The organism is Arthrobacter sp. Y3222053, assembly GCF_059092805.1.
The window spans coordinates 238,346-261,199 of record NZ_JBNHIA010000001.1 but is presented as its reverse complement, the minus strand read 5'-3'; the positions used below and the strand labels follow the sequence as shown (position 1 = coordinate 261,199).

The 22,854-nt window shown below is 71.7% G+C and carries 22 protein-coding genes; 16 read left to right on the top strand and 6 right to left on the bottom strand.

What is annotated here, in order from left to right; translation table 11 throughout:
• Window positions 1-92: 92 nt before the first annotated feature.
• The 7 genes from AC5RUW_RS01225 (at window position 93) to AC5RUW_RS01195 (ending at window position 6,381) form a co-directional block, all read left to right on the top strand.
• Window positions 93-1,265: a cytochrome P450 gene (locus tag AC5RUW_RS01225; RefSeq protein ID WP_494159004.1), complete on the top strand. Its 1,173-nt coding sequence runs from the start codon at window positions 93-95 to the stop codon at window positions 1,263-1,265.
• Window positions 1,262-1,453, top strand: coding sequence for a ferredoxin (locus tag AC5RUW_RS01220; RefSeq protein WP_494159003.1), 192 nt, complete (start codon window positions 1,262-1,264; stop codon window positions 1,451-1,453). Before AC5RUW_RS01225 ends, AC5RUW_RS01220 begins: the two co-directional genes overlap by 4 nt.
• A 2-nt stretch (window positions 1,454-1,455) precedes the next feature.
• Entirely contained in the window at window positions 1,456-2,754 is a 1,299-nt protein-coding gene (locus AC5RUW_RS01215) for an NAD(P)/FAD-dependent oxidoreductase (protein WP_494159543.1), read from the top strand.
• A gap of 186 nt (window positions 2,755-2,940) precedes the next feature.
• Complete coding sequence (locus AC5RUW_RS01210; RefSeq protein ID WP_494159002.1) at window positions 2,941-3,555, top strand: TetR/AcrR family transcriptional regulator; 615 nt, start codon at window positions 2,941-2,943, stop codon at window positions 3,553-3,555.
• A gap of 92 nt (window positions 3,556-3,647) precedes the next feature.
• A complete protein-coding gene (locus tag AC5RUW_RS01205; RefSeq protein WP_494159001.1) occupies window positions 3,648-4,301 on the top strand; it encodes a hypothetical protein in 654 nt (217 codons plus the stop codon).
• Window positions 4,302-4,417: 116 nt separating this feature from the next.
• Window positions 4,418-5,113, top strand: a complete 696-nt coding sequence (locus AC5RUW_RS01200) for an ABC transporter ATP-binding protein (protein WP_494159000.1) — start codon at window positions 4,418-4,420, stop codon at window positions 5,111-5,113.
• Window positions 5,110-6,381, top strand: a complete 1,272-nt coding sequence (locus tag AC5RUW_RS01195; RefSeq protein ID WP_494158999.1) for an ABC transporter permease — start codon at window positions 5,110-5,112, stop codon at window positions 6,379-6,381. The genes AC5RUW_RS01200 and AC5RUW_RS01195 overlap by 4 nt, the downstream gene beginning before the upstream one ends.
• Window positions 6,382-6,526: 145 nt before the next feature.
• On the opposite strand, the gene AC5RUW_RS01190 is transcribed toward AC5RUW_RS01195, so the two are convergent.
• The gene (locus tag AC5RUW_RS01190) at window positions 6,527-7,237 is read right to left on the bottom strand and encodes a GntR family transcriptional regulator (protein ID WP_494158998.1); all 711 of its coding nucleotides are present in this window, start codon (window positions 7,235-7,237) and stop codon (window positions 6,527-6,529) included.
• Between the two features lie 105 nt (window positions 7,238-7,342).
• Between AC5RUW_RS01190 and AC5RUW_RS01185 the strand changes: the two genes are divergently transcribed.
• From AC5RUW_RS01185 to AC5RUW_RS01150, 8 genes are all read left to right on the top strand, one after another.
• Window positions 7,343-8,668, top strand: a complete 1,326-nt coding sequence (locus AC5RUW_RS01185; RefSeq protein WP_494158997.1) for an ABC transporter substrate-binding protein — start codon at window positions 7,343-7,345, stop codon at window positions 8,666-8,668.
• A 70-nt stretch (window positions 8,669-8,738) separates the two neighbouring features.
• Window positions 8,739-9,698, top strand: coding sequence for a carbohydrate ABC transporter permease (locus AC5RUW_RS01180; protein ID WP_494158996.1), 960 nt, complete (start codon window positions 8,739-8,741; stop codon window positions 9,696-9,698).
• A 2-nt stretch (window positions 9,699-9,700) separates the two neighbouring features.
• Window positions 9,701-10,636: a carbohydrate ABC transporter permease gene (locus tag AC5RUW_RS01175; RefSeq protein WP_494158995.1), complete on the top strand. Its 936-nt coding sequence runs from the start codon at window positions 9,701-9,703 to the stop codon at window positions 10,634-10,636.
• A gap of 46 nt (window positions 10,637-10,682) precedes the next feature.
• A complete protein-coding gene (nagB, locus tag AC5RUW_RS01170; RefSeq protein ID WP_494158994.1) occupies window positions 10,683-11,483 on the top strand; it encodes a glucosamine-6-phosphate deaminase in 801 nt (266 codons plus the stop codon).
• On the top strand, window positions 11,464-12,393 hold the full coding sequence (locus AC5RUW_RS01165) for a glycosyl hydrolase family 32 (RefSeq protein WP_494158993.1): 930 nt from the start codon (window positions 11,464-11,466) through the stop codon (window positions 12,391-12,393). The genes nagB and AC5RUW_RS01165 overlap by 20 nt, the downstream gene beginning before the upstream one ends.
• 92 nt (window positions 12,394-12,485) lie before the next feature.
• On the top strand, window positions 12,486-12,899 hold the full coding sequence (locus AC5RUW_RS01160) for a CBS domain-containing protein (RefSeq protein WP_494158992.1): 414 nt from the start codon (window positions 12,486-12,488) through the stop codon (window positions 12,897-12,899).
• A 76-nt stretch (window positions 12,900-12,975) separates the two neighbouring features.
• Entirely contained in the window at window positions 12,976-13,335 is a 360-nt protein-coding gene (locus tag AC5RUW_RS01155; RefSeq protein WP_494158991.1) for a hypothetical protein, read from the top strand.
• Window positions 13,336-13,624: 289 nt separating this feature from the next.
• Complete coding sequence (locus tag AC5RUW_RS01150) at window positions 13,625-14,362, top strand: NUDIX hydrolase (RefSeq protein WP_494158990.1); 738 nt, start codon at window positions 13,625-13,627, stop codon at window positions 14,360-14,362.
• Window positions 14,363-14,394: 32 nt separating this feature from the next.
• On the opposite strand, the gene AC5RUW_RS01145 is transcribed toward AC5RUW_RS01150, so the two are convergent.
• Genes AC5RUW_RS01145 through gabT form a run of 3 tightly spaced genes read right to left on the bottom strand, consistent with a single transcriptional unit; the run spans window position 14,395 to window position 18,503 of the window.
• Window positions 14,395-15,567 carry an acyl-CoA dehydrogenase family protein gene (locus tag AC5RUW_RS01145; protein WP_494158989.1) on the bottom strand — a complete coding sequence of 391 codons (1,173 nt, stop codon included), beginning with the start codon at window positions 15,565-15,567 and terminating at the stop codon, window positions 14,395-14,397.
• Between the two features lie 51 nt (window positions 15,568-15,618).
• Window positions 15,619-17,145: an aldehyde dehydrogenase family protein gene (locus AC5RUW_RS01140; RefSeq protein WP_494158988.1), complete on the bottom strand. Its 1,527-nt coding sequence runs from the start codon at window positions 17,143-17,145 to the stop codon at window positions 15,619-15,621.
• Window positions 17,142-18,503: a 4-aminobutyrate--2-oxoglutarate transaminase gene (gene gabT, locus AC5RUW_RS01135; protein ID WP_494158987.1), complete on the bottom strand. Its 1,362-nt coding sequence runs from the start codon at window positions 18,501-18,503 to the stop codon at window positions 17,142-17,144. The genes AC5RUW_RS01140 and gabT overlap by 4 nt, the downstream gene beginning before the upstream one ends.
• 121 nt (window positions 18,504-18,624) lie before the next feature.
• Here gabT and AC5RUW_RS01130 point away from each other — a divergent pair, with 121 nt between their 5' ends.
• Complete coding sequence (locus tag AC5RUW_RS01130; protein ID WP_494158986.1) at window positions 18,625-20,190, top strand: PucR family transcriptional regulator; 1,566 nt, start codon at window positions 18,625-18,627, stop codon at window positions 20,188-20,190.
• Here AC5RUW_RS01130 and AC5RUW_RS01125 read toward each other — a convergent pair.
• Complete coding sequence (locus AC5RUW_RS01125) at window positions 20,187-21,347, bottom strand: CaiB/BaiF CoA transferase family protein (RefSeq protein WP_494158985.1); 1,161 nt, start codon at window positions 21,345-21,347, stop codon at window positions 20,187-20,189. The genes AC5RUW_RS01130 and AC5RUW_RS01125 overlap by 4 nt on opposite strands.
• A complete protein-coding gene (locus AC5RUW_RS01120) occupies window positions 21,347-22,804 on the bottom strand; it encodes a flavin monoamine oxidase family protein (protein WP_494158984.1) in 1,458 nt (485 codons plus the stop codon). Before AC5RUW_RS01120 ends, AC5RUW_RS01125 begins: the two co-directional genes overlap by 1 nt.
• Window positions 22,805-22,854 lie beyond the last annotated feature (50 nt).

Below are 22,854 nucleotides of genomic sequence, written 5' to 3'. Positions count from 1 at the left end.
CGGCGCAGCGGCTCCCACCGCCCTACCGCTCCCAGCCGGCCGCCGTGGCCGGCTGGTCCTCACCCCAATCCGCAACCGACAGGAGGCCGCACGTGGCAACACCGGCTGAATCCGACATCGACCTCTGGGACGACGCCGTCCTGGTGAACCCGCATCCCGCCTACGCCGTGCTGCGTGAGACCGCTGCCGTGGTCCACCTGCCAAAGAACGGCATCTACGCCCTCACCCGCTACGAGGCCATCCGCACTGCGCTCGGCGATCCGCAGACCTTCTCTTCGACGTCCCTCGGCTTCAATCCGGTGGTGAACGAGGCGCTGCAGGGCACCTCCCTGGCCTCCGATCCGCCCACGCACACCCAGCTGCGCGCCACGCTCTCGGAGAACCTCACCCCGCGGGCGCTGCGAGGACTGAAGGTCACCATCGAGGCAAAGGCGGACGCGCTTGTCGCCGAGCTGGTCGAACGCGGCAGCTTCGAGGCCATCGACGCCCTCGCCCGCGCCTTCCCGCTCGAAATCGTCGCCGACCTCATCGGCTTCAGCGGCAGCGTCAAAGACAACATGCTGCGCTGGGGCCAAGCCGCCATGCAGGTGCTCGGCCCGCTCAACCCGCGCACGCAGGAGAACTTCCCCATCGCCGGCGAGCTGTACGCCTGGTGCTCCTCGGTGACCGCGGCGGACCTGGCACCGGGCTCCATCGGCCGCGGCATCTTCGACGCCGAAGCGCGCGGTGACATTCCCGCCGGCTCCGCCGGACACATCATCCACCAGTACCTGGGCGCCGGCGTCGACACTACCATCGCCTCCATCGGCAACATCGTGGCCTTGTTCGCCGAGCATCCGGACCAGCTGGCCCTGGTCCGCGAGCAGCCCGACCTGGTGTCCGCCGCGCTGGCCGAAGTCCTGCGTTACCAGCCGCCCATCCACGTCTGGGGCCGCACGGCCACCCGGGACGTGGAGATCGACGGCGCCCTGATTCCGGCCGGCGCGCAGGTGGGCATCCTCTTCGGCGCCGGCAACCGGGATCCGCGGCACTACGAAAATCCCGATGTGTTCGACGTGCGCCGCAACCCGGTGGACCACCTGTCCTTCGGCTACGGCCCGCACGGCTGCGCCGGACAGGGACTGGCCAAGCTGGAAGGGCAGGCCGTCATCGGCGCGCTGGCCCGCCGGGTGAAGTCCCTGGCGGTGGCGGATGAGGAACGGATCCCGGCAAACATCACCCGCAGCATCGAAAGGCTGCAGGTACTCGAGGTGGAGGCAGCATGAAAATCGAACTGGACCGGCCCCGATGCGAGGGCCACGGCCTCTGCGAGGAAGCCGCACCGCAGCTGATGCACCTGGACGACGACGGCGAACTCGTCATCGACACGCCCGAGGTCTCCGACGCCGAGGTCCCGGCGGCGCAGGCCGCGGTGCGGATCTGCCCGGTGGCGGCCCTGAAACTGGCCTCGTGAGCATGCGCCGCATCGTGGTGGTCGGCAACGGCATTGCCGGTATGACCGCCTGCCACACCCTCCGTGACGCCGGGTTCGACGGGGAGCTGACCGTCGTCGGAGCCGAGCCCCACCAGCCCTACAGTCGGCCCGCGCTGTCCAAGGCCCTGCTGCACGACGGCGGCGGGGGTGCGGTGACGGCACACGAGCTGCCCGCGCCCACCCACGGCGCGGTCGAGCTGCTGGGCATCGGTGCCGCCGGGCTCGACGTCGCCGCCCGCCGCGTCCGGCTCGAAGACGGCGGCGAGCTGCCCTACGACGGACTGGTCATCACCTCCGGGTCCTCGGCCCGGAGGCTCGCGCCGGTGTCGGGCAACGGGCCCGCCGGAGTTTCCGCCGCAGCCGGGACGGAAGCGCCCGACGCCGGGATCGGCTCCCGCGAGCTGACCCTGCGGACCATCGAAGACGCCGTTGCCCTGCAGCAGCGGGTGGGGCAGCGACCCTCCGTGGTCGTCGTCGGCGGCGGCGCGCTGGGCATGGAAGCAGCCTCCGGCTGCCTGCACGCCGGCTGCGAGGTCACGCTGGTCAGTCCGGAGCCGCCCCTGCTGCGGCAGCTCGGCCCCCGCCTCTCCCGGGTGTTCGTCGACGCGGCGCAGCGAAGGGGCCTGCGCGTGCTGACCGGCGGCCGGGCCCGGCTGCATGAGACAGCCGACAGCACCCGGGTAGTGCTCGCCGACGGCACCGCACTGGAGGCGGACCTCGTGGTTTCGGCAATCGGCGACGAGCCGAATACCGGATGGCTGGCCGGCAGCGGGCTGCCGGTGGGCAGCGCATCGGAGGGCCGGGCCGGAGGCAGGCCGGCGGGACGGAACACCGGCGCCGGGAGCATCCGGGCCGCCGGCGCACTGGCCGCCGACAGCCGCGGCCGGGTGGCCCCGGGCATCGTCGCGGCCGGCGACGTGGCCGCCTTCCCCGGCCCCCGTGGTCCGGTCCGGACTCCGCTCTGGACCAGCGCCATCGAGCAGGCCAAGGTCGCCGCTCTCGCCCTGCTGCAGGGTGGGAAGGCTCCGGAGCTGCAGTTCCAGCCCTACTTCTGGACCGAAGGCTTCGGACTCTCGCTCAAAGCCGTGGGTCCGTTGCCCGTCATGGGGCCGCCGGAGTACGAGGTGGCCGGAGACGGGCCCGGGGCCATGCTCCTGCGCTGGGAGGGCAGGGAAGGCGGCGGGACCGCCGTCGCGGTCAACTACCGTATTCCGGTTCCGAAGCTGCGCCGGCTGGCCGCCGCGGCGCCGGCGCTGTCAGCTCCGTCGGCACGGGCCTAGGCAATACGGGCACGGTCAGGGCGATGCATGGAGGCACGGCCCGGGCGGGGAGGGACGGCCCGGGCGGGGAGGGACGGCGTCGGCTCTGTCGCCGCACTCACGGGTGCCTTTGCACGCCCGGGCGGGTGCCCCGTCACGGGCTCCAAACCGCGGCCGCCGGGCCGCATTCTCGGTTAGGGTTGTTCCATGTCGTCGCTGCGAGAAGCCCAGAAACAACTGACGCGCGACACCATCGTTGAGCGGGCCCTGGAGCTCTTCACGGCCAAGGGCTACGCCGCCACTACCATCGACGAAATCGCGGCGGCGGCCGGCACCACCCGGGTGACCTTCTACGCCTACTACCCCTCCCGTACCGAGCTGATGAAGGACTTCATGGCGCGGGTCAACGCCGTGCTGGACCGCGCCTACGGGCCCGACAGCGCATCCACCGCCGCGGACCTGGTCGACGTCGTCCGTGCCGGTGAGCTGTCCGGCATCCACACCTGGCTTCAGTCGCGGGCCGCGCTCTGGCCGGTCTTCCGGCCGTACCTCGACGTGCTTGATGAAGCGGCCGCCGTGGATCCGGAGATCCGGACCATCATGGACGCCTGGCACGAAGAGGTCATTTCGGACATCGTGCGCGGGCTGGAGCTGGCCGGCCGGTTCCCTGAAGAGACCCGCCATATCCGCGGCACCCTGGCCTTCACGCAGCTGGACTACGTCGCCACCCTGTGGACCCGGCGCCGGGTGGAACCGAACCGCGAACACGCCCTCGAGGTCCTCGCCGACAGCTGGCACCACCTGCTCTGCGACGGCTCCTGAGCAGAACGCGCGCTCGCCGGCGCCGTTCCGGGCACCTCCTAGAATGGTCGGGCAGCGTCCGCTGCCAGCAGTTCCATCGTCCGGAAAGACTCATGGCCCGAGGCAAGCACCACCCACCGCGTCCCAAACCCGCCGGCAGCGAAGACTTCTTCATCGCCGGAGACCTGAAAAAGGACCGCGGCTGGACCGACGCGCAGATCAAGACCTTCCTGCCCGAGCCGGACAAGACAGCGCGCAACCCGTTCTCCCGCAAGGCCGCACCCATGAAGCTCTACGCCCGGGACCGGGTGCTGGCCGTGGAGGCCACCGCCGAGTACCAGCGGGCCCGCGAGGCCTCCCGCACCCGCCAGCTGGCCGCCCGGGAACGGGCGCTGGCGAAGAAAAAGGAAGCCGTCGCCGTCGCGCAGTCCCTGGAGCTGCGGATCGACGCTGAACCCTGGGACACGATGCGGCAGAAGGCCATTGAGCATTACAACAGCCGGCTGCGGCGCAACCAATCACCGGCCAGTCTGAAAACCGCCCCGGCACGCCTGGACCGGCTGACCGTGAACTACCTGCGCCACCGCCAGACCTCCTACGAGGAGGAACTGAAGGAGTTCAAGGGCGTGGTCGGCGTCGGCGAAGCCTATCTGGTGGTCCGCAACCGCATCCTCGATCTCATCGCCCAGGCTTATCCGCAGCTGCGCGCCGAGTGCGACAAGCAGAAGTTCGAGGAGCCGGAGCTGCCCGACGGCATCACGCTCTGACCAGCGGGGGAACCGGCAAGCCGGACCCGGGCAGCCCGCGGGGCCACCCGGACAGAGGCCCGGAAGTCAATACCTCACACAACTTTCGTCCAGATTGCTTGCCTAGTGTTGAAGGTATGACCAATCCCGTCCTCTCCGCACGTGACCTGCGGAAATCCTACGGCCGCGGCGAAACCCGGTTCGATGCGCTGAAGGGGGTCGACCTGGACATCCACCAGGGCGACTCCCTGGCCATCATCGGCAAGTCCGGCTCCGGCAAATCGACTCTGATGCACCTGCTCGCCCTGCTGGACCGCCCGGACGGCGGCACCCTGACGGTTCACGGCCAGGACGCCGCGACCCTGGGCAAAGCGGACCTGAACCGGCTGCGCAACCAGGACTTCGGGTTCGTGTTCCAGCAGTTCTTCCTGACCCCCAACGCCTCCGTGCTGGAGAACGTGACCCTGCCGCTGGCCATCGCCGGAGTTCCCGCCCGGCAGCGGCGCGAGCGCGGCATGGCTGCCCTGGAGCGCCTCGAGCTGGCGGACAAGGCGCGCAACCGCGCCACCGACCTCTCCGGCGGGCAGAAGCAGCGCGTGGTGATCGCCCGCGCCCTGGTCAACGACCCGGCGGTCATCTTCGCCGATGAGCCCACCGGCAACCTGGACACAGCCACCGGCGAGGTGGTCGAGGCCATCCTGTTCTCCCTCAACGCCGACGGCATCACCCTGGTCACCGTCACCCACGATCCGGACCTCGCCGCCCGCTGCGCCCGCCAGCTGCATATGCGCGACGGCCGCCAGGTCGACGCCCGGCAGGAGGCACGCGCATGAGCGCCTGGGACATCATCCGCCGCGCGGTGGCGAACACCTTCCGCAGCAAGACCCGCACCGCGCTGACCGTCGTCGCGATCTTCATCGGCGCCTTCACCCTGACCCTCACGACGGCGATCGGCAACGGCATCAGCTCCTACATCGATGCGCAGATGGAGTCCATCGGCGGCGAGGACATGCTGCTGGTCACCGCCGCCGCCGACACCGAAGCCGCCGGCACCGGGCCGGCACCCTACGATCCGGCCGCGGAACAGCCCGCCAACGCCATGCCCACGCTCGACGATGCCGACCTCGAGGCCATCCGCGGCACCGAAGGCGTCCGCAGCGTCGAGGCCGCCGTGATGCTCAGCCCCGACTTCATCGAATACGGCGACAACGGCAAATACGAACTGACCGTCGGCCCGGCCGCCAGCGTCGCCGATGTGGACCTCGCCGCCGGCCGCCAGCTCGACGCCGGCGCCGAGGCCCCCGAGGTCATCCTGCCCGTCTCCTACGTGGAGGCGATGGGGTACGACGACGTCGCCGCCGCCCCCGGCAGCACGGTCACCATCGGCGTCGAAGACTACGCCGGGACGCTGCACCAGCTGGAGGCCACCGTCGTCGGCGTGCAGAACGACTCGCTGTTCGCCGCCGGAGCGGGCATGAACACCTCGCTGCGCGCCGCCATCGCCGACATCGAAGCCGCCGGGCTGCCGGCCGAGCTCACCGGCGGCTACATGATGGCCTTCAGCTACGTGGAGGACGGCGCCGATGAGGCCGCCACCGCCGCGGTCAAGGACGCACTCTCCGCGCAGGGATACACGGCCCTGACGGTGTCCGATCAGATCGGAGCGGTGCAGACCGTCCTGGACGGGCTGATCGGCGTGCTCAATGCGTTCGCCGTGATCGCGCTGATTGCCGCGGGCTTCGGCATCGTGAACACCCTGCTGATGAGCGTGCAGGAACGGACCCGGGAGATCGGGCTGATGAAGGCCATGGGCATGGGATCAGGGCGGATCTTCGCCCTGTTCAGCACCGAAGCCGTCTTCATCGGCCTGCTGGGCGCCGCCCTCGGCGCCGGGGTGGCCGGCATCGTTGGCACCACCGCCAGCAATCTGCTGGCCGCCGGGCCGCTCGCCGACCTGCCGGGCCTGCAGATCGCCGCCTTCGACCCCGCAACGGTGGCCGGCATCATCGGGCTGGTCCTGCTGATCGCCTTCATCGCCGGAACGCTGCCCGCCGCCCGGGCCGCAAAGCAGAACCCGATTGACGCGCTGCGCTACGAGTAGCGCCGCGGAAAACAGAGGGCAGGCGGGCCGGTCCTGATCAGGGCCGGCCCCGCCCGCCGTTGGGCGTGCGGCGCCGCCCGCCCGGGGCAGCTCAGTCCCGGTGCCGGCGGCCGCGGCAGATCGGCGGCGCCGTGGGGAAGGCAGCTCAGTCCCGGTGCCGGCGGGCCTGGAACCGGAACCGGTCTCCGCGGAACAGTGACCGCGTCCATTCCGCCGGGCGGTCTTCGGCCAGCCCCAGCCGATGGACCATCAACAGCGGAAAGCCCATTTCCAGGCCCAGCAGCGCCACCTCGTCCGGACCGGCCAGCCGGGTCTGGACCGTGTCCTCAGCCTCCGTGATCCGTACCCCGTAGCTCTCCTGCAGCGCCGCATACAGCGATCCGGTGCGTTCCAGCGCCTCCGCCAGATCCGGCAGCTCGCCCGGCAGCAGAGCCGTCTCGTGCGCCAGCGGCTCGTCATTGATCAGCCGGATCCGCTCCACCCGGGTCAGGGGAGAGCCCTCCGGCAGCTCCAGGCGGACGGCCGCCTCGCCGTCGGCCGCCACGGTGGAGATGCCCAGCAGCCGGGAGGAGCTGCGCAGCCCCTGGGCGCCGGCGTCCTCCGTGAACGAGGTCAGCTGCCGCACATAGGTGGGCCGGTTGTACGCCACGAAGGTCCCGTGGCCCTGCTGCCGGTCCAGCACCCCCTCGGCCACGAGCTCGCCGATGGCCTGCCGGACCGTGGTCCGTGAGGTGCCGAATTGCGCGGCCAGCGCCCGCTCCGTGGGCAGCAGCGAGCCGGGTTCGCCCGCCGCCGCCAGGGTGCGCAGGTGCTCCTTGAGGCGGTAGTACTTCGGAGCGCCGCGAAATTGTGACATCACCGCGACAGCATATCGATTGACTCAGAAATTGGTCTAGGCCAAACTGAACCTCATCGACAGCCCCGGAGCCGAGGCGCCGGGAACCCTAGGGGAAGGGCAGAAATGCGTTCATCGAAAGGCACCCGGCTGCGCGCCGGGTCCGTCAGTGCGTCTCTCGCGCTGGCACTGATGCTGACGGCCTGCGGCGGCGACGACGCCGGCAACGCGGCCGACGGCACGCTCGAAGTGTGGGCCCACTCCGGCCAGGCCGCCGAGGCCCAGGCGCTGGAAGCGCTCGTGGAAAAGTTCAACGACGCCAACGACGACGTCACGGCCAACCTGACCCTGGTGCCCGAGGCGGACTACACCAGCACCATCCAGGCCACCGCGGCCGATGACCTGCCGGACATCATGGAAATGGACGCACCGACGATGGCGTCGTTCGTCTATGACCGCAAGCTCGTGCCGCTGGAGGGCATCGTCTCCGAGGAGGTGCTGGAGAACCGCATCGGCGGCGTCAAGGAATCCGGCACCTACAACGGCGAGACCTACGCCGTCGGCATGTTCGACGTCGGCCTGGGCCTCTGGGGCAACGCCTCGCTGCTCGAGGCCGCCGGCATCGAAGCGCCCACCACTGCCGAAGAGGCCTGGACCGTGGAGGAATTCCGCGCCAACCTGGCCAAGCTCGCCGAGGTCAGCCCCTCCGGCAACGCCATCGACCTGGGCGAAGCCAACTCCTTCGCCGCTGAGTGGGGCCTGTTCACCACCAGCCCCAACCTCTGGTCCGCCGGCGGCACCCTGATGAAGGACGGCGCCGCCGACGGCGTGCTCAACTCCGAGGAGAACGTCGCCGCCCTCGAGGAATGGGCCTCCTGGAAGGAATACACCGACCCGAACACCAGCGGCACCGCGTTCCAGGACGGCCAGGTCGCCCTGACCTGGACCGGCAACTGGATGTACCCCGGCTTCAGCGAAGCCCTCGGCGAGGACCTGGTCCTGATGCCGCTGCCGGACTTCGGCAACGGCACCAAGGCCGGCCACGGCTCCTGGCAGTGGGGCGCCACCCCGGCCGCCGAAGGCAACGAGGAAGCCGCCGGCGCGTTCCTGGACTTCCTGATGTCCGATGAGTCGATCACCGCGATGACCGAGGCGAACGCCGCGATCCCGGGCAGCACCTCCGCCCTGGAAACCAGCGAACTGTACGGCGAAGGCAAGCCGCTGGCGCTCTTCGCCGACAACCTGGCCTCCGCCTGCGGCTCCGAGGACGTCACCGCCGAGTGCATCGCCGTCGCCCGCCCGGTCACCCCCGGCTACCCGACCGTGACCAGCTCCGTGGGCAGCGCCCTGCTGGCCATCTGGGGCGGCGCCGATGTGAAGGACGAGCTCGACAAGGCCGCCCGCGCCATCGACTCCGACTTCGCCGACAACAACGGCTACGAGGACGAATAAGCCTGGCCGCAGCGGTACCGGGCGCCTGCGGGCGCCCGGTACCGCCGCACCCGGGACGGAGGAACGTGCCATGACCACCACGCCACTGCTGCCGCCCAAGGCCGGCAAACCCCCGACGCCGGCGCGGCCTGCCCGGCGCCGCGGCACCGCCGGACCGGCCATGGCCGCCCCGGCCATGCTGCTGCTGATCCTGTTCGTGGCGGTGCCCTTCGTGGCCGCCATCGGCTTCTCGCTCTACAACGTGCGGCTGGGGGACCCCCGCGAGCCGAACTTCATGGGCTTCACCCAGTACGTCCGGATCCTCACCGATCCGGACGTCTCCGCCCAGTTCCTCAGCTCGCTGGCGCACAACCTGATCTTCGCCGTCATCGTGGTGCCGGTGCAGACCGCGCTGGCCCTGGCGCTGGCGATGCTGGTCAAGCGGGCGCTGCCGGGCATGGCCGTGTTCCGGGCGGTGTACTTCCTGCCGGTGGTCTTCCCGATGGCGCTGGTGGCCATCATCTGGCGGCTCATCCTGGCCCGCGGCGACCAGGGCCTGCTCAACGCCACCCTGAACTTCTTCTCCGGCGGCAGCTTCGGCGCCCAGGACTGGCTCGGTTCCGAGCTGACCGCCCTCGGCTCGGTGATCGTGCTGTCCATCTGGCAGGGCTGCGGCTTCCAGATGGTCATCCTGCTCGCCGCCCTGCAGCAGGTGCCCGGCGAGCTCTACGAGGCGGCGGAACTGGACCGCGCCAACGCCTGGCAGCGGCTGCTGCACGTCACCCTGCCCGGCATCCGCACCACCCTGGTCTTCGTGGCCCTGTACACCACCATCCTGTCGCTGCGGGTCTTCGACCAGATCTACGTGCTGGCCAAATCCGGCGGCGGGCTCAACGAAGATGCCACCCGTACGGTCATGTACCAGGCCGTCACGGCGGCCTTCGACCAGAACAACATCGGCCGGGCCAGCGCCATCTCGGTCGTCTTCTTCATCCTGGTGCTGATCCTGTCGCTGATCCAGCGCCGGCTCACCCGCGAACGGGAGGCCTGAGCATGGCAACCACCACGCAGAATCCCGTCCCGTCCGGCCCCGGCACGCCGGCGGCCGCAACCGGCACGACGACGGCGCCGTCCCCGCGGCTGCGCCGGTCCAGCCCGCGGCACCGCGCCGGCATCGCCGCGCACTACCTGGCGCTGGTCGTCACCGGCCTGGTGTTCCTGGCCCCGGTGGCCTACATGGTCGCCGCGTCCTTCGCCCCGGCGTCGGACACCCTGGCCGGGTTCAAGGTCTTCGACGTCACGCAGTGGGGGCTGCACAACTACTCCGGGGTCTCCGCCAGCCTGTCCTCGGACAGCACCGGCCACCTGTGGCGGTTCTTCCTGGTCTCCTTCACGGTGACCGTCGCCGTCGTCGGCCTGGGCCTGGTGGTCAACTCGATGGCCGCCTTCGCCCTGTCCCGGCTGGAATGGCGGGGCCGCGGGCTGGTGCTGCTGGGCATCCTGATGCTGCTGATCGTGCCGTTCGAGGCCGTCGCCGTGCCGATGTTCTACCTCTACAACGACGCCCGGAACACGCTGTGGATCCAGATCGTGCCGTTCATCGGCAACGCCCTGTCGATCTTCCTGTTCTACTCCTTCTTCTCCGGCATTCCGCGCAGCATCGACGAGGCCGCGCGGCTGGACGGGGCCGGACCGTGGCGGATCTTCACGCAGATCATCGCCCCGATGAGCAAGCCCGCCTACGCCTCGGTGGCCATCCTGACCTTCCTCACCCAGTGGGGCGCGTTCCTGTGGCCGGTGCTGATGGTCTCCGAACCCAACCTGCGCCCGCTGCCCCTGCAGATCAGCGTCTTCGCCGGACAGCTGCCGCCGGCCTGGGGCCAGGTCATGGCCTTCGGCGTGCTGCTGGTGCTGCCGGTGATCGTCGTCTTCCTGCTCTTCCAGCGCTGGTTCATCGAAGGCGTGGCCAGCTCGGCGGTGAAGGGCTGAGCATGGAGGCTGTGAGCATCAGCGCCCGGGCGGACGGAGGCACGGCATGGAGGTGGTGATCCTGCCCGACGGCGACGCGGTCGCCGACCACGCGGCCCGCCTGGTCGCGGAGCTGGTCCGGTCCCGGCCCGACGCCGTGCTGGGCGTGGCGACCGGATCCTCCCCGGTGGGCACCTACCGCCGGCTGGCGGCCGCCGTCGACGCCGGAGAGCTCTCCTTCGCCCGCGCCTCCGCCTTCGCGCTGGACGAGTACGCCGGCCTGCCGCCGGAGGACCCGCACAGCTACGCCGCGTACATTGCCGGACACGTCACCGGGCCGCTGGGACTGGACCCGGCCCGGGTGCACGTGCCGGACGGCAACGCCGCCGACCTCGCCGCCGCCGGCGACGCCTACGAGGCCGCGATCGCCGGCGCCGGGGGAGTGGACCTGCAGATCCTGGGTATCGGCGCCAACGGGCACATCGGCTTCAACGAACCGTCCTCCTCCTTCGCCTCCCGCACCCGGGTCAAGGCCCTGACCCGGCAGACCCGCGAGGACAACGCCCGGTTCTTCGGCAGCCTCGCCGACGTACCCACCCACTGCCTCACCCAGGGGCTGGGCACCATCATGGACGCCCGGAAGATCGTGCTGGTGGCGCAGGGCAGCCACAAGGCGGCCGCCGTCGCCGGCGCCGCCGAAGGTCCGGTGACGGCCATGTGCCCGGCGTCCGTGCTGCAGTTCCACCCCGACGCCGTGCTGGTGGTGGACGAGGCCGCCGCCGCGCAGCTGGCCCTGACCGACTACTACCGCACCGCCTTCGAGGCGGACGACGCGAAACGGGGAACACATGGCTTTCCGCCTCAATGACCACTGGGCCTGGGACAGCTGGCTGGCCGACGACGGGGAGCAGTACCACCTGTTCTTCCTGCGCGCCTCCCGTGCCCTGCAGGACCCGCAGCGCCGGCACTACCGGGCATCGATCGGCCACGCCGTCTCCACCGACCTCGAGGACTGGTCCCTGCTGCCGGATGCCCTGGTCGCCGCCGACGCGCCCGCCTGGGACGACCTGGCCACCTGGACCGGCTGCACCGTACGGGGCGACGACGGACGCTGGCACCTGTTCTACACCGGCGTGAGCCGGGCCGAGAACGGGCTGCAGCAGCGCATCGGCCACGCCGTCTCGGAGGACCTCATCACCTGGCAGCGCCTGGACCGGCCGCCGCTGGAGGCAAACCCCCGCTGGTACGAAAAACTCGGCGAGGGCACCTGGCCGGACGAAGCCTGGCGGGACCCGTTCGTCTTCCGCGACGAGGACACCGGCCTCTGGCACATGCTGATCACCGCCCGCGCCAACGAGGGCGACCCGGCCGGCCGCGCCGTCGTCGGGCACGCCGTCAGCACCGATATGGAGGAGTGGGAGGTGCGCCCGCCGCTGACCTCACCCGCCGGCTTCGGCGAGATGGAGGTCATCCAAGCCAAGGTCGTGGATGGGCAGCCGGTGCTGATCTTCTCCTGCCTGCCGGAGTTCGCTCCCGGCGTGGACGCCTCCCGCCAGCCCACCGGCACCTGGATCGCGCCCGGCGGCTCGCTGCTGGGGCCCTGGAAGCTCGAGGAAACCGCCGAGTTCTACCTCGAGGGCATCTACGCGGCCCAGCTGGTGCAAAAGCGCGACGGCGAGTGGGTGCTGTTCGGTTTCCAGAACGGCAACTTCACCGGCGAGATCGCCGGGCCGACGCCGCTGAAGGAGCTCACCGGGGGCAGGCCGCTGTTCGGCTGAGGGCCGGGCGGGTCGGCGGCGCGGTTTCCCTCCAAGGGCCAACGATGGTAGACCATAAGTACCCTTAGTAAAACGGCGAAGGAGGACCTGCGATGCTCACTGTCCGCGAGATCATGACCGGCAACGCCGAGTGTATCGGCGAGAACGACACGCTTGAGGCCGCCGCCCGGAAGATGGCGGACCTCGACGTCGGCGCGCTGCCTATCTGCGGCGAGGACAACCGGCTCAAGGGCCTGGTGACCGACCGGGACATCGTGGTCCGGGTGCTGGCGGAGGGCACGGATCCCCGCAGCGTGAAGGCCGGCGAGCTGGGCACCGGAGAACCGGTGACCATCGGTGCCGACGCCGGCATCGACGAGGCCATCGAAACGATGAAGACCCACCGGATCCGCCGGCTGCCCGTGATCGACGGGCACGATTTGGTGGGCATGCTGAGCCAGGCCGACATTGCCCGCAACTATCCGGAGGACGAGGTCGGCGGGCTGGTCGAGTTCATCTCGTACTAGGCTGGAGGACTCCGGCGGACCGCCCGCTGCGGTGCCCGCCGGCCGACCCGGAACGACGACGGAACGAGGAGGAAGCATGGCGAGGAACACCGAAGACTCACCGGCCCTGCCCGACGGCTACGAAGCGGACCGGCTGGAGCAGGAACTGCCGGCCGTGCCCGAGGACGGGCCCGACGTCGGCGGGTCCGCTACGGATGCCCCGCTGGAAGGCGGATCGGACGCCGACCGGCACGAGCAGCAGCTGCCCGCCGTTCCCGGCGGCGGGGCAACGCTCCCGACCGGTGACGACGTGCTGCCCGGCGGCTCCGAAGCGGACCGGCTGGAGCAGGCACAGGCCCTCTCCGGCGCCGATGATGACGAGTACCCCTACGGGGCCGAGGATGAGGCGGCGTCCTATGAGGACGCCGTAGACGATCAGGATGACGAGCAGCAGTAGGCCAGCTCGGAAGCCGCCTGGCAACGGGGAGGGACGGGAATATCTCGGCCCTCCCCGTTCGTTGATATTCAGTACTGCAACTGAATACGGGGATGATCGCGGATCAGCCGCAGCGTCTGCCACGCCGGCTGGGGCCGAGAACCCCCATTTCCACGAAAAAGGGAAGCGCCGCACGCTTCCCTTTTTTGCTGCCCCGGTGTCCAGCCGCTGCCGGCTGGTGTCCCCGAATGGCTAGGATTGAAAGCCGGCGGGCGGTGCTGCCCGCATCCGGCGAAAGGGCGCATCAACAATGGAACTGCACGGGTATGCCGCAACCGTGGTGCTGCTGCGGGACGGCGCCGGCGGGCTCGAGACGCTGCTGCTGCAGCGGCCCAGCCGCAGGGGTTCGTTCGCGGGCGCCTGGGTCTTTCCCGGCGGTTTGGTGGATCCGGAAGACCACGCCCCGCAGCCGGACGGGGCGGCGCCGGTGGCGGAACCCCTGGCGGGCGGGGAAAGCGTCGATGCCGTTGTCGATGCCTCGACGGCGTCCGCCGTCCGCCGCGCCGGCGTCCGGGAAACCGAAGAGGAAACCGCCCTGCTGCTTGACCCGGCCGCCCTGGTGCCGCTGTCGTGCTGGATTCCGCCCGCCGAAGTGCCCCGCCGGTACCGGACCTGGTTCTTCCTTGCGCCGGCTCCCGAGGGCAGGATCCGGCTGAGTCCGGACGAGCACGTGGACGGTGCCTGGTTGACACCGGCCGAAGCCCTGGACCGGCACCGCCGCGGAGAGATTGAGCTGGTGACTCCCACCTGGGTCACCCTGCATCACCTAGCCGGCTTCGGCTCCGCCGAAGAGGCGCTGCGGGCCGCGGCGGCTGCGGCGCCGGAAACCTTCATCAGCAGGCAGCACCCGGGCGACGAGCCCGGCACCGCCATGGTGATCTGGCAGGGCGACGCCGCCTACCCCGGCGCGCCGGGCACCGTCCCGGCCGCCCGCCACCGGCTGGTGATGGACGGCCGGAACTGGACCTACGAACGCACCCCTGCCTGAGCACGCACCCCGGCCTGGGCAAGCGCCCGGGCCTACCGGAACGCGGGAATGCCGGTGACGTGGTTGCCGATCACCAGGGTGTGGACCTCGTCGGTGCCTTCGTAGGTGCGCACCGACTCGAGGTTGTTGGCGTGGCGCAGCGGTGAGTAGTCCAGCGTGATGCCGTTGCCGCCGAGCATGGCGCGGGCCTCGCGGGCGATCGCGATGGCTTCCCGGCAGTTGTTCAGCTTGCCCACCGAGATCTGGTGCGGCTGCAGTCCTCCGGCGTCCTTCAGCCGGCCCAGCTGCAGGGCGAGCAGGGTGCCCTTGTTGATTTCCAGGGCCATGTTCACCAGCTTTTCCTGGGTCAGCTGGTAGCCGGCCAGCGGCTTGCCGAACTGCAGCCGTTCCTTCGAGTACTCCAGCGCGGTCAGGTAGGAATCCCGGGCCGCGCCCATGGCGCCCCAGATGATGCCGTAGCGGGCCTCGTTGAGGCATTCGAACGGTCCGCGCAGGCCCTTGGCCTTGGGCAGCATGGCCGACGCCGGCAGGCGCAGGTCGGTCAGCTCGATCTCGCACTGGATCGAGGCGCGCATCGACAGCTTCTGCGTGATCGGGACGGCCTTGAAGCCCGGGGTGTCGGTGGGCACCACGAAGCCGCGCACGCCGTCGTCGGTCATCGCCCAGATCACCGCCACCTGCGCCACCGACGCCAGGCCGATCCACCGCTTGGTGCCGTTGAGCACCCAGTCCGCGTCGTCGCCGGCCCCGTCCCGCCGGGCGAAGGTCTGCATTCCGGCCGGGTCGGAGCCGGCGGTCGGCTCGGTCAGCCCGAAGCAGCCGATCGCCTCGCCGGCGGCCATCCGGGGCAGCCACTCGTTCTTCTGCTCCTCGGAGCCGTGCTTGTGGATGGCGCTCATCGCCAGCGAGCCCTGCACCGAGACGAAGGTGCGCAGCCCGGAATCGCCGGCCTCCAGCTCCATGGCGGCCAGCCCGTACTCGACGGCGGAGCGTCCGGGGCAGCCGTAACCGGACAGGTGCATGCCGAGGACGCCGAGCTGCGCCATCCGGGGCACGATCTCCAGCGGGAACTCCGCCCGCTCGTACCAGCCGGCGATGTTGGGGCGGATGTCGGTGTCCACGAAGGCGCGTACCTTGTCGCGGACGGCGATCTCCTCAGCGCTGAGCAGGCCTTCGATGCCGATGAGGTCCGAATTGTCGTTCACGGTTCTTCTTTCAGGTCGTTGGGTGGAGTCGGGGTTTGATGGAAACGGCGGTCAGCCCGGACCGGGACCGGGGCGGGCGCCGTCGATCCGCTGGGGAATGCCCCACGGGTTGTCCGGCGCGACGGGAGGCGGCAGCACTGCATCCGGTGCGTTCTGCACCGCTACCGGCCGCACGAACCGTTCCAGCGCGCCGGCGCCGACGCTGGTCGCCTCCGGCCGCGAGGTCGCCGGCCACGGGCCGCCGTGCTGCTGCGCCCAGGTGTTCGCGACGCCGGTGGGCCAGGCGTTCACCGCCACGCGGCCCACCCGGGGAACCAGGGCGGTGACGGCTGCTGCAGCGTCGGCGTCGTCGTCTCCGCCGGAAAAGACGGAGGCGGCGAGGGAGGGCTGCAGCGCTGCGGCCAGCACCAGGGCTTGGCTGAAATCCTCGTATTCGCAGATCAGGGCCACGGGCCCGAAGCACTCCTCAAGGAGCCTGGAGCCGGGCACCAGCTGCTCCGGGCGGACCTCGATCAGCTCGGGGGCGGCCTGCCAGCCGGCCGCCGTCCCGGCGTCGGTCGGCGGCGCCGGAGCGCCGGCTGCCTCGGTGAGGGCGGCAAGGCCGGTGCGGTAGCTGCCGGCGATGCCGGCGGTCAGCAGCGGGGCGGGCACGACGTCGGCCATCACGCGGCGCACGGCCTCGGGCAGGCCGGCTCCGGCGGGAGCCAGCAGGAGCCCCGGCTTGGTGCAGAACTGGCCGGCGCCCAGGGTGAAGGAGCCGGTGAAGCCGGCGGCGAGGTCGCGGACGGCTGCCTCGTCAGCAGCTGCGGCGGGGGTGACCAGCACCGGGTTGACGGTGCCCATCTCGGCGAATACGGGGACGCCGCGGCCGGCGGCGCGCTGCACCAGGGCCATGCCGCCGGCCTGGCTGCCGGTGAAGGCCACCGCGCGGATCAGCGGGGAATCCACCGCCTGCAGCCCGGCGTCGAACCCGGTGACGAGGCCGAACACACCCTGCGGCGCGCCCGCTTCGGCCAGGGCGGCGGCCGCCAGCTCGGCGATCTGCACGCTCAGGCGCGGGTGGGCCGGGTGGGCCTTGGCGACCACCGGGCAGCCGGCCGCGAGGGCGGAGGCGGTGTCATGGCCGAAGACGCCGAAGCCGAAGGGAAAGTTGCTGGCCCCGAAAACCGCCACGGGCCCGAGGGGCACCTTGAAGCGCACCAGCGTGCCGGCCGGAGTGCTGTCCCGGGCCGCGCCGAGCCAGCTTCCTTCGGCGGCCACCCGCCCGTAGAAACGGGCGCTGGCCGCCGCGCCGGCCACCTCGCCGGCCAGCCGGGGCAGCCCGAGTCCGGTTTCCTCATCGGCGAGGGCGGCCAGGTCATCGGCGGAGGCTTCGAGGGCGTCCGCGACGGCGTTCAGCCAGCGCTGCCGTTCCGCGGGGGCGACGGCGGCGACGGCGCCGGCTGCCGCGGCAGCGGCGGTGAGCAGGGCCTCGACGTCATCCGGAGCAGTGTGCGCGACGGCGCCGTGCTGTTCGCCGGTGCGCGGATTGAAGCTGGGATCGGCTGCGGTCCGGGCGTGCTGCGTGTCCTGGCTCATGGAGCCACCGTAGCCGCTGCCGGTGCGCCGGCGACGGTGCGGATGGCGCCGGCGAGCACCTGGAGTCCGTCCCGAAGCAGCTCCTCGCCGATCACCAGCGGCGGCAGGAGCCGGATGACGTTGCCGTAGGTGCCGCAGACCAGCACCAGCACGCCCTGGGCGTGGCAGGCGGCCGCGGTTTCGCGGGCCAGGTCCGGGCGGGGTTCCAGCGTCTGCGGGTCGGCGAACTCCAGGGCGAGCATGGCTCCGCGGCCGCGGATCTCCGCCACGGCGGGCACCTCGGCCTGCAGTGGTTCCAGCACCGCGCGGACGGCCTGCTCGATGGCGCGGGCGTTCGCCAGCAGGGTGCCGTCCTCAAACTGGTCGAAGACAGCCAGGGCGGCCTCGCAGGCGAGCGGGTTGCCGGCATACGTGCCGCCCAGCCCGCCGGCATGCACGGCGTCCATCAGCTCCGTCCGGCCGGTCACCGCGCTGAGCGGCAGGCCGCCTGCGAGGGCCTTCGCGGTGAGGGTCAGGTCCCCGGCCACGCCCTCATGCTCGCTGGCGAACAGGGTGCCGGTGCGGCCCATGCCGGCCTGGATTTCATCCATCACCAGCACGATGCCGTGCCGGTCCGCGATCCGGCGCAGCCCGGCGAGGAAGCCCGGGGCCGGCACGATAAACCCGCCCTCGCCCTGGATCGGTTCGATGACCATGGCCGCGAAGGATTCCGGCCCGTGCTCGGCCAGGACGGCCTCGACTCCGGTCAGCGCCTCCTCGGCCGTCCGGGGCGTTCCGCCGCGGTTCAGCGGTGCGGCGGTCGGCGCCCGGTGCACCGTGGCGGGGAAGGGCCCGAAATTGAGCCGGTACGGGTTCTCCTTGGCGGTCATCGCCATGGTGAGCAGGGAGCGGCCGTGATAGGCGTCGTCGAACACCAGCACCCGCGGCCGTCCGGTGGCGGCGCGGGCGATCTTCACCGCGTTCTCCACCGCCTCCGCCCCGGTGGAAAACAGGGCGGTGCGTTTCTCGAAGTCGCCCGGCACGTGCCGGTTCAGCCAGGCGCAGACCTCGGTGAAGGCGCTGTATTCGGTGACCATGAAGCAGGTGTGCGTAAAACGCTCCAGCTGCGCGGCGACCCGCTCGCGCACGGCGGGGTTGGCCGCGCCGACGCTGGTCACGGCGATGCCGGACGCGAAGTCGATGAGGCGGTTGCCGTCCACATCCTGCAGGATTCCCCCGTCGGCGCGGTCGATGAAGACCGGCAGGGTCACCCCGAAGCCGGCGGTCACCTCCTGCTGCCGGCGGGCGTGCAGCTCGGCGGACCGCGGGCCGGGAACGGCCGTGGCGAGATGGCGGGTCTGGGGCAGCGTCGTCGTCATGGGTTCACGCTAGCCAGCAGCCCGCGTAACAACACTGGTCAGGATGGCCCCGCAGGGGAGCCGCCGGGGATAATTCATCCAACGAACGCCCCGGCGTTCGGCGGCTTCCAAGGGAGGAACAATGATCAGTCTCGCCCAGCTCTGCGGGCAGGTGGGGGCGGACCTCCAGCCGTTCGACGGGACCCGCGTCCCGCGCCGCCAGCTCAGCGGCGTCCACATCTCCGAGCTGCCGGATCCGCTGCCGTACCTGGAGGGCGGGGAACTGCTGCTCAGCACCGGCATCCCGGTGGCAGGCAGCGCCGAGGCGACCGCCGGGTATGTGCGCCGGCTCGCCGCCGGCGGAGTCGCCGCCCTCGGGCTGGGCCTCGGTGCCGGGCTGGACACGGTGCCGACGGCGCTCGCCGACGCCTGCGCCGAGGCGGACCTCGCACTTCTGGTGGTGCCGGACGGCGTGCCGTTCCGCAACATCTCCCGCGCCTACTGGGATCTTGTGGCCCGCACCGGACAGGCGGACCTGACGGCCAGCCTCGGTACCCAGACGGCGCTGGCCCGGGCCGCCACCCGCCCGGATGCGCGGGCGTCGGTGCTGAAGGCCCTCGCCCAGGCGCTGGGCGGGTGGGCGGCGTATCTGCCGGCCGACGGCGGGAAGGTCACCTGCTGGCCGCAGTCCGCCTCGGCCCTGGTGCCCCGGCTGCGTGAAGAGACCTCCCGGCTGAACACCGCGGCCACGCACTCCGCCGCCACTTTCCAGCTGCACGGCACCGACGTGGTGGAGCATCCGATCCTGCTGGGCCGGCGCCTGGTCGGTTTCTTGGCGATCGGCGCAGGCCGCAAGCTCACCCGCGCGGACCGGCAGGTGATCCTCACCGTGTGCGTGCTGCTGTCGCTGCGGGAGCAGCAGGAGCAGCACGCGGCGGACACCGAAGCCGTGCTCGACGCCGCCGTGGCGAAACTGGTGCTCCGCGCCCACCCGGTGGCGGCCCGGACCCTGGCCGCCGAGCTGGGCCGGGCGCCGCTGGCCGAACAGGTCCGCGTGCTGGTCCTGCGCCCGCCGGCCGGAACGGAGGCGCTGCCCGCCGCGGCGGACCTCGCCCGCATCGCCGCCGGGCTGACCGTGCCGCCGGGCACCGGAACGCCGTGGCCGGCGCTCGGCCCGGCAGTCGCCCGGGCCAGGTTCCGCTACCTCGACTCCGGCCTCGCCTGCCTGCTGCTGCCGGCCGACGCCTGCAGCGACGGTGTTCACCTCATCGCGGCGGGTGCCACCCACGCCGCAGGTACGCCCCTCGCTGCGGCGGCCGACGTCGCCGAGTGGGCCGGCGCGCTCAGCGAGGCCGTGCCCCTGGACCGTGCAGCGGACCAGCTGGCCGCGACCTGCGCGGCGGCCGGCGCCGCGGCGCCCGGCACGCTGGCCATGAGCGCCGGACTGCTGGATCCCCGGGTGAGCCAGTGGGTCGCCGCGCTGCAGGCCTACGACCGGGCGGACCTGGCCGGCACCGTCCGCGCCTATCTGCGCCACCGCGGGCAGTGGGAGCCGGCCAGCCGCGAACTGGGCGTGCACCGCAATTCGCTGCGGCACCGGATCGGCGTCGCCGGCCGGCTGCTCGACGCCGACCTGGACGACCCGGACGTCGCCGCCAGCCTGTGGCTGGCCCTGCGCTCGGTTCCCGCGCAGCCGGCCGGCAGCTAGCCTTCGGGACGCCGCAGCCAGGCGCGCAGCGCCTCGCTGTGCTCGCCCAGCTGCGGCGGGGCGCCGGTGCGCGGCGTGAGCGGGGGAGTCCAGGTGGCCGGATGCCGGATCTGGCGGCCGACGGCGGTGCCTGCGGCGTCGTGCACGTCGATGGTCGGTTCCAGGCCCAGCGTCTCGGCAAAGGCGAGGCCCTCGTCGATGCCGGCCACCTGTCCGGCGGGAACGCCCGCATCGGTGAGCTTCTTCTGCCAGGCGGCCGCGCCGTCGGCGGCCAGCGCGCGCTCCAGCAGCGGAATGAGTTCGTCCCGGTGCGCCACCCGCGCGTCGTTGGTCGCAAAGCGCTCATCCCGCGCCGCCTCCGGCATGCCGAGGGCGGCCGCCAGCCGGGCGAACTGGCCGTCGTTGCCGCAGGCGACGGCCAGCGGACCGTCGGCGCAGTCGAGCAGCTGGTACGGCACGATCGAGGGATGCGCGTTGCCCATCCGGTGCGGCACCTTGCCCGCTCCGAGCCAGGCCTGGCCCTGGTTGGCCAGCGCGCCCTGCAGGCTGGAGAGCAGGTTCAGCTCCAGCCGGGCGCCGCGTCCCGTGCGCTGCCGGTTCGCCAGGGCGGCGAGGACGGCGATGGCGGTGTCCTTGGCGGTCAGCACATCCACCAGGGCGACGCCGGCCTTCATCGGCCCGCCGTCGGCGTCCCCGGTGATGCTCATCAGTCCGCCCAGGGCCTGGACCACGAAGTCGTAGCCGGGCAGGTCCGCACCGCCGCCGCTGCCGAAACCGCTGATCGAGGCGTAGATCAGGCCCGGATTCTCGGCCGAGAGCTCCTCCCAGCCCAGGCCGAGCCGGTCCAGGCCGCCGGGCTTGAAGTTCTCCACCAGCACGTCCGCGCGCCGGGCCAGGGCACGGGCCAGTCCGCGGTCCTGCGGATCGGACAGGTCCAGGCAGACCGATTCCTTGTTCCGGTTCACGGACTCGTAGTACGTGGCGCCGGTGGGCGAGTAGGGCGGGCCCCAGCTGCGGGTGTCATCGCCGGTGCCGGGCCGCTCCACCTTGATCACACGTGCCCCGAGGTCGGCGAGGGTCATGGTCGCCAGCGGGCCGGCAAGCACCCGGGAGAAGTCGGCGACGAGGATGCCCTCCAGCGGGCGGACTGCGTCCATCAGGCGCTCCCGGTGCCGGAGACGGTGCTGACACCGGCGGCCACGGCGCCGGCGGCGGACCCAGCGGCCAGGGCGGCGGCGCCGGAGTCGGACGACTCGGCGGCCAGGGCAGCGGCGGCCTCGGCGGCGGCACGGCGGCCGGAGGTGACGGCGCCGTCCATGTAGCCGTTCCACACCTCCGCGGTTTCGGCTCCCGCCCAGTGGAGGCGCCCCACCGGCTCACGCAGCGACCGTCCCAGGCGCTTCCACAACCCGGTGCCCAGGCGGCCGCCGTAGCAGCCCCGGGTGTACTCCTCCTCGCTCCAGTTCCGTTCCAGGAAGTCCAGCGGTTCGGCAGCCTCCGGCCCGAAGAGCACCGCCAGCTCCGCCAGGACCAGCTCGCGGCGCTGCCCGGGCGTCAGGTCCGCGGCGTCGCGGGCGTGGGCGCCTTCAATGAACGCCACCAGCACCCCGCAGGACGCGTCCGGCGGGCAGTTGTCGTAGACCAGGCCCACGTGGCCGTCCAGGTTCAGTGCGGTGCCGCTGAGACCGGCGTCCCGCCAGAAGGCCCGCTCGTAGGCCACCTGGAATTTGATCACGGTGCCGGCGGGCATCTGCTGGGTGAGGCTGTCCCGGTTCGCGGGCAGCGGCGGGCTGTACCGCAGCCGCCCGGCAAGCACCGGGGGCAGCGCGACGATCACCCGACGGGCGCGGACAACGCCGCCGTCGAAGTGCACGCGCACCCCGTCCTCCTCCTGCTCCAGATGCCGGACGGGGCAGCTCAGCCGCACGCGGGAGCCCAGCTGCGCGGCCATGGCCTCGGAGATCCGATGCGTGCCGCCCAGCACCCGGGAATCCTGCGCCCCGCCGATGGTGGACATCAGCCGGACCAGCCCGCCGCCGGAGCGGACATAGAACAGCAGGTGCAGCAGCGAGAACTCGCAGGTGTCGGCGGCGAAGATGGTGGCCAGCATGACGTCGTAGAACCGCCGGGCGGTCTCGTCGCGGACGTTCTCCCGCAGCCAGGCATCGGCGGTGACCCGGTCCCATCCGGCGGCATCCGGCCCGGCCCCGGGATCCGCCAGGTCCACCTGGGCGGCGAGGTCGTCAATGAGCTCCTGCACCCGGTTGAACTCGGCCAGCGCCGCCTCCGGCAGCCCGAACGCTCCGCCCTCCGCATAGGTGAGCCTTCCGTCCATCCGGAGCACGGACCGGCCGGCGTCGTACACCTGGAAGGTCTGGAGGCCAAGCTCGGCGATCAGCGCAAGCACCGCGTCCTGGCCCGGGCCGACCCACTGGCCGCCCAGCTCCACCGGAACCCCGTTGCGGAGGACGGCGCCCTCGTTGCGGCCGGCCACCCGATCCCGGGCCTCCAGCACCAGGACGTCCAGGCCCTTGGCGGTCAGCTGACGGGCGGCGGACAGCCCGGCCAGGCCGGCGCCGACCACCACCACGTCATGCATTGGCGCGTTCTGCACGTACTGCTCCTTCCGGTATCCGAGGAGTCTAGCCACGCGGTGCAGGGGAA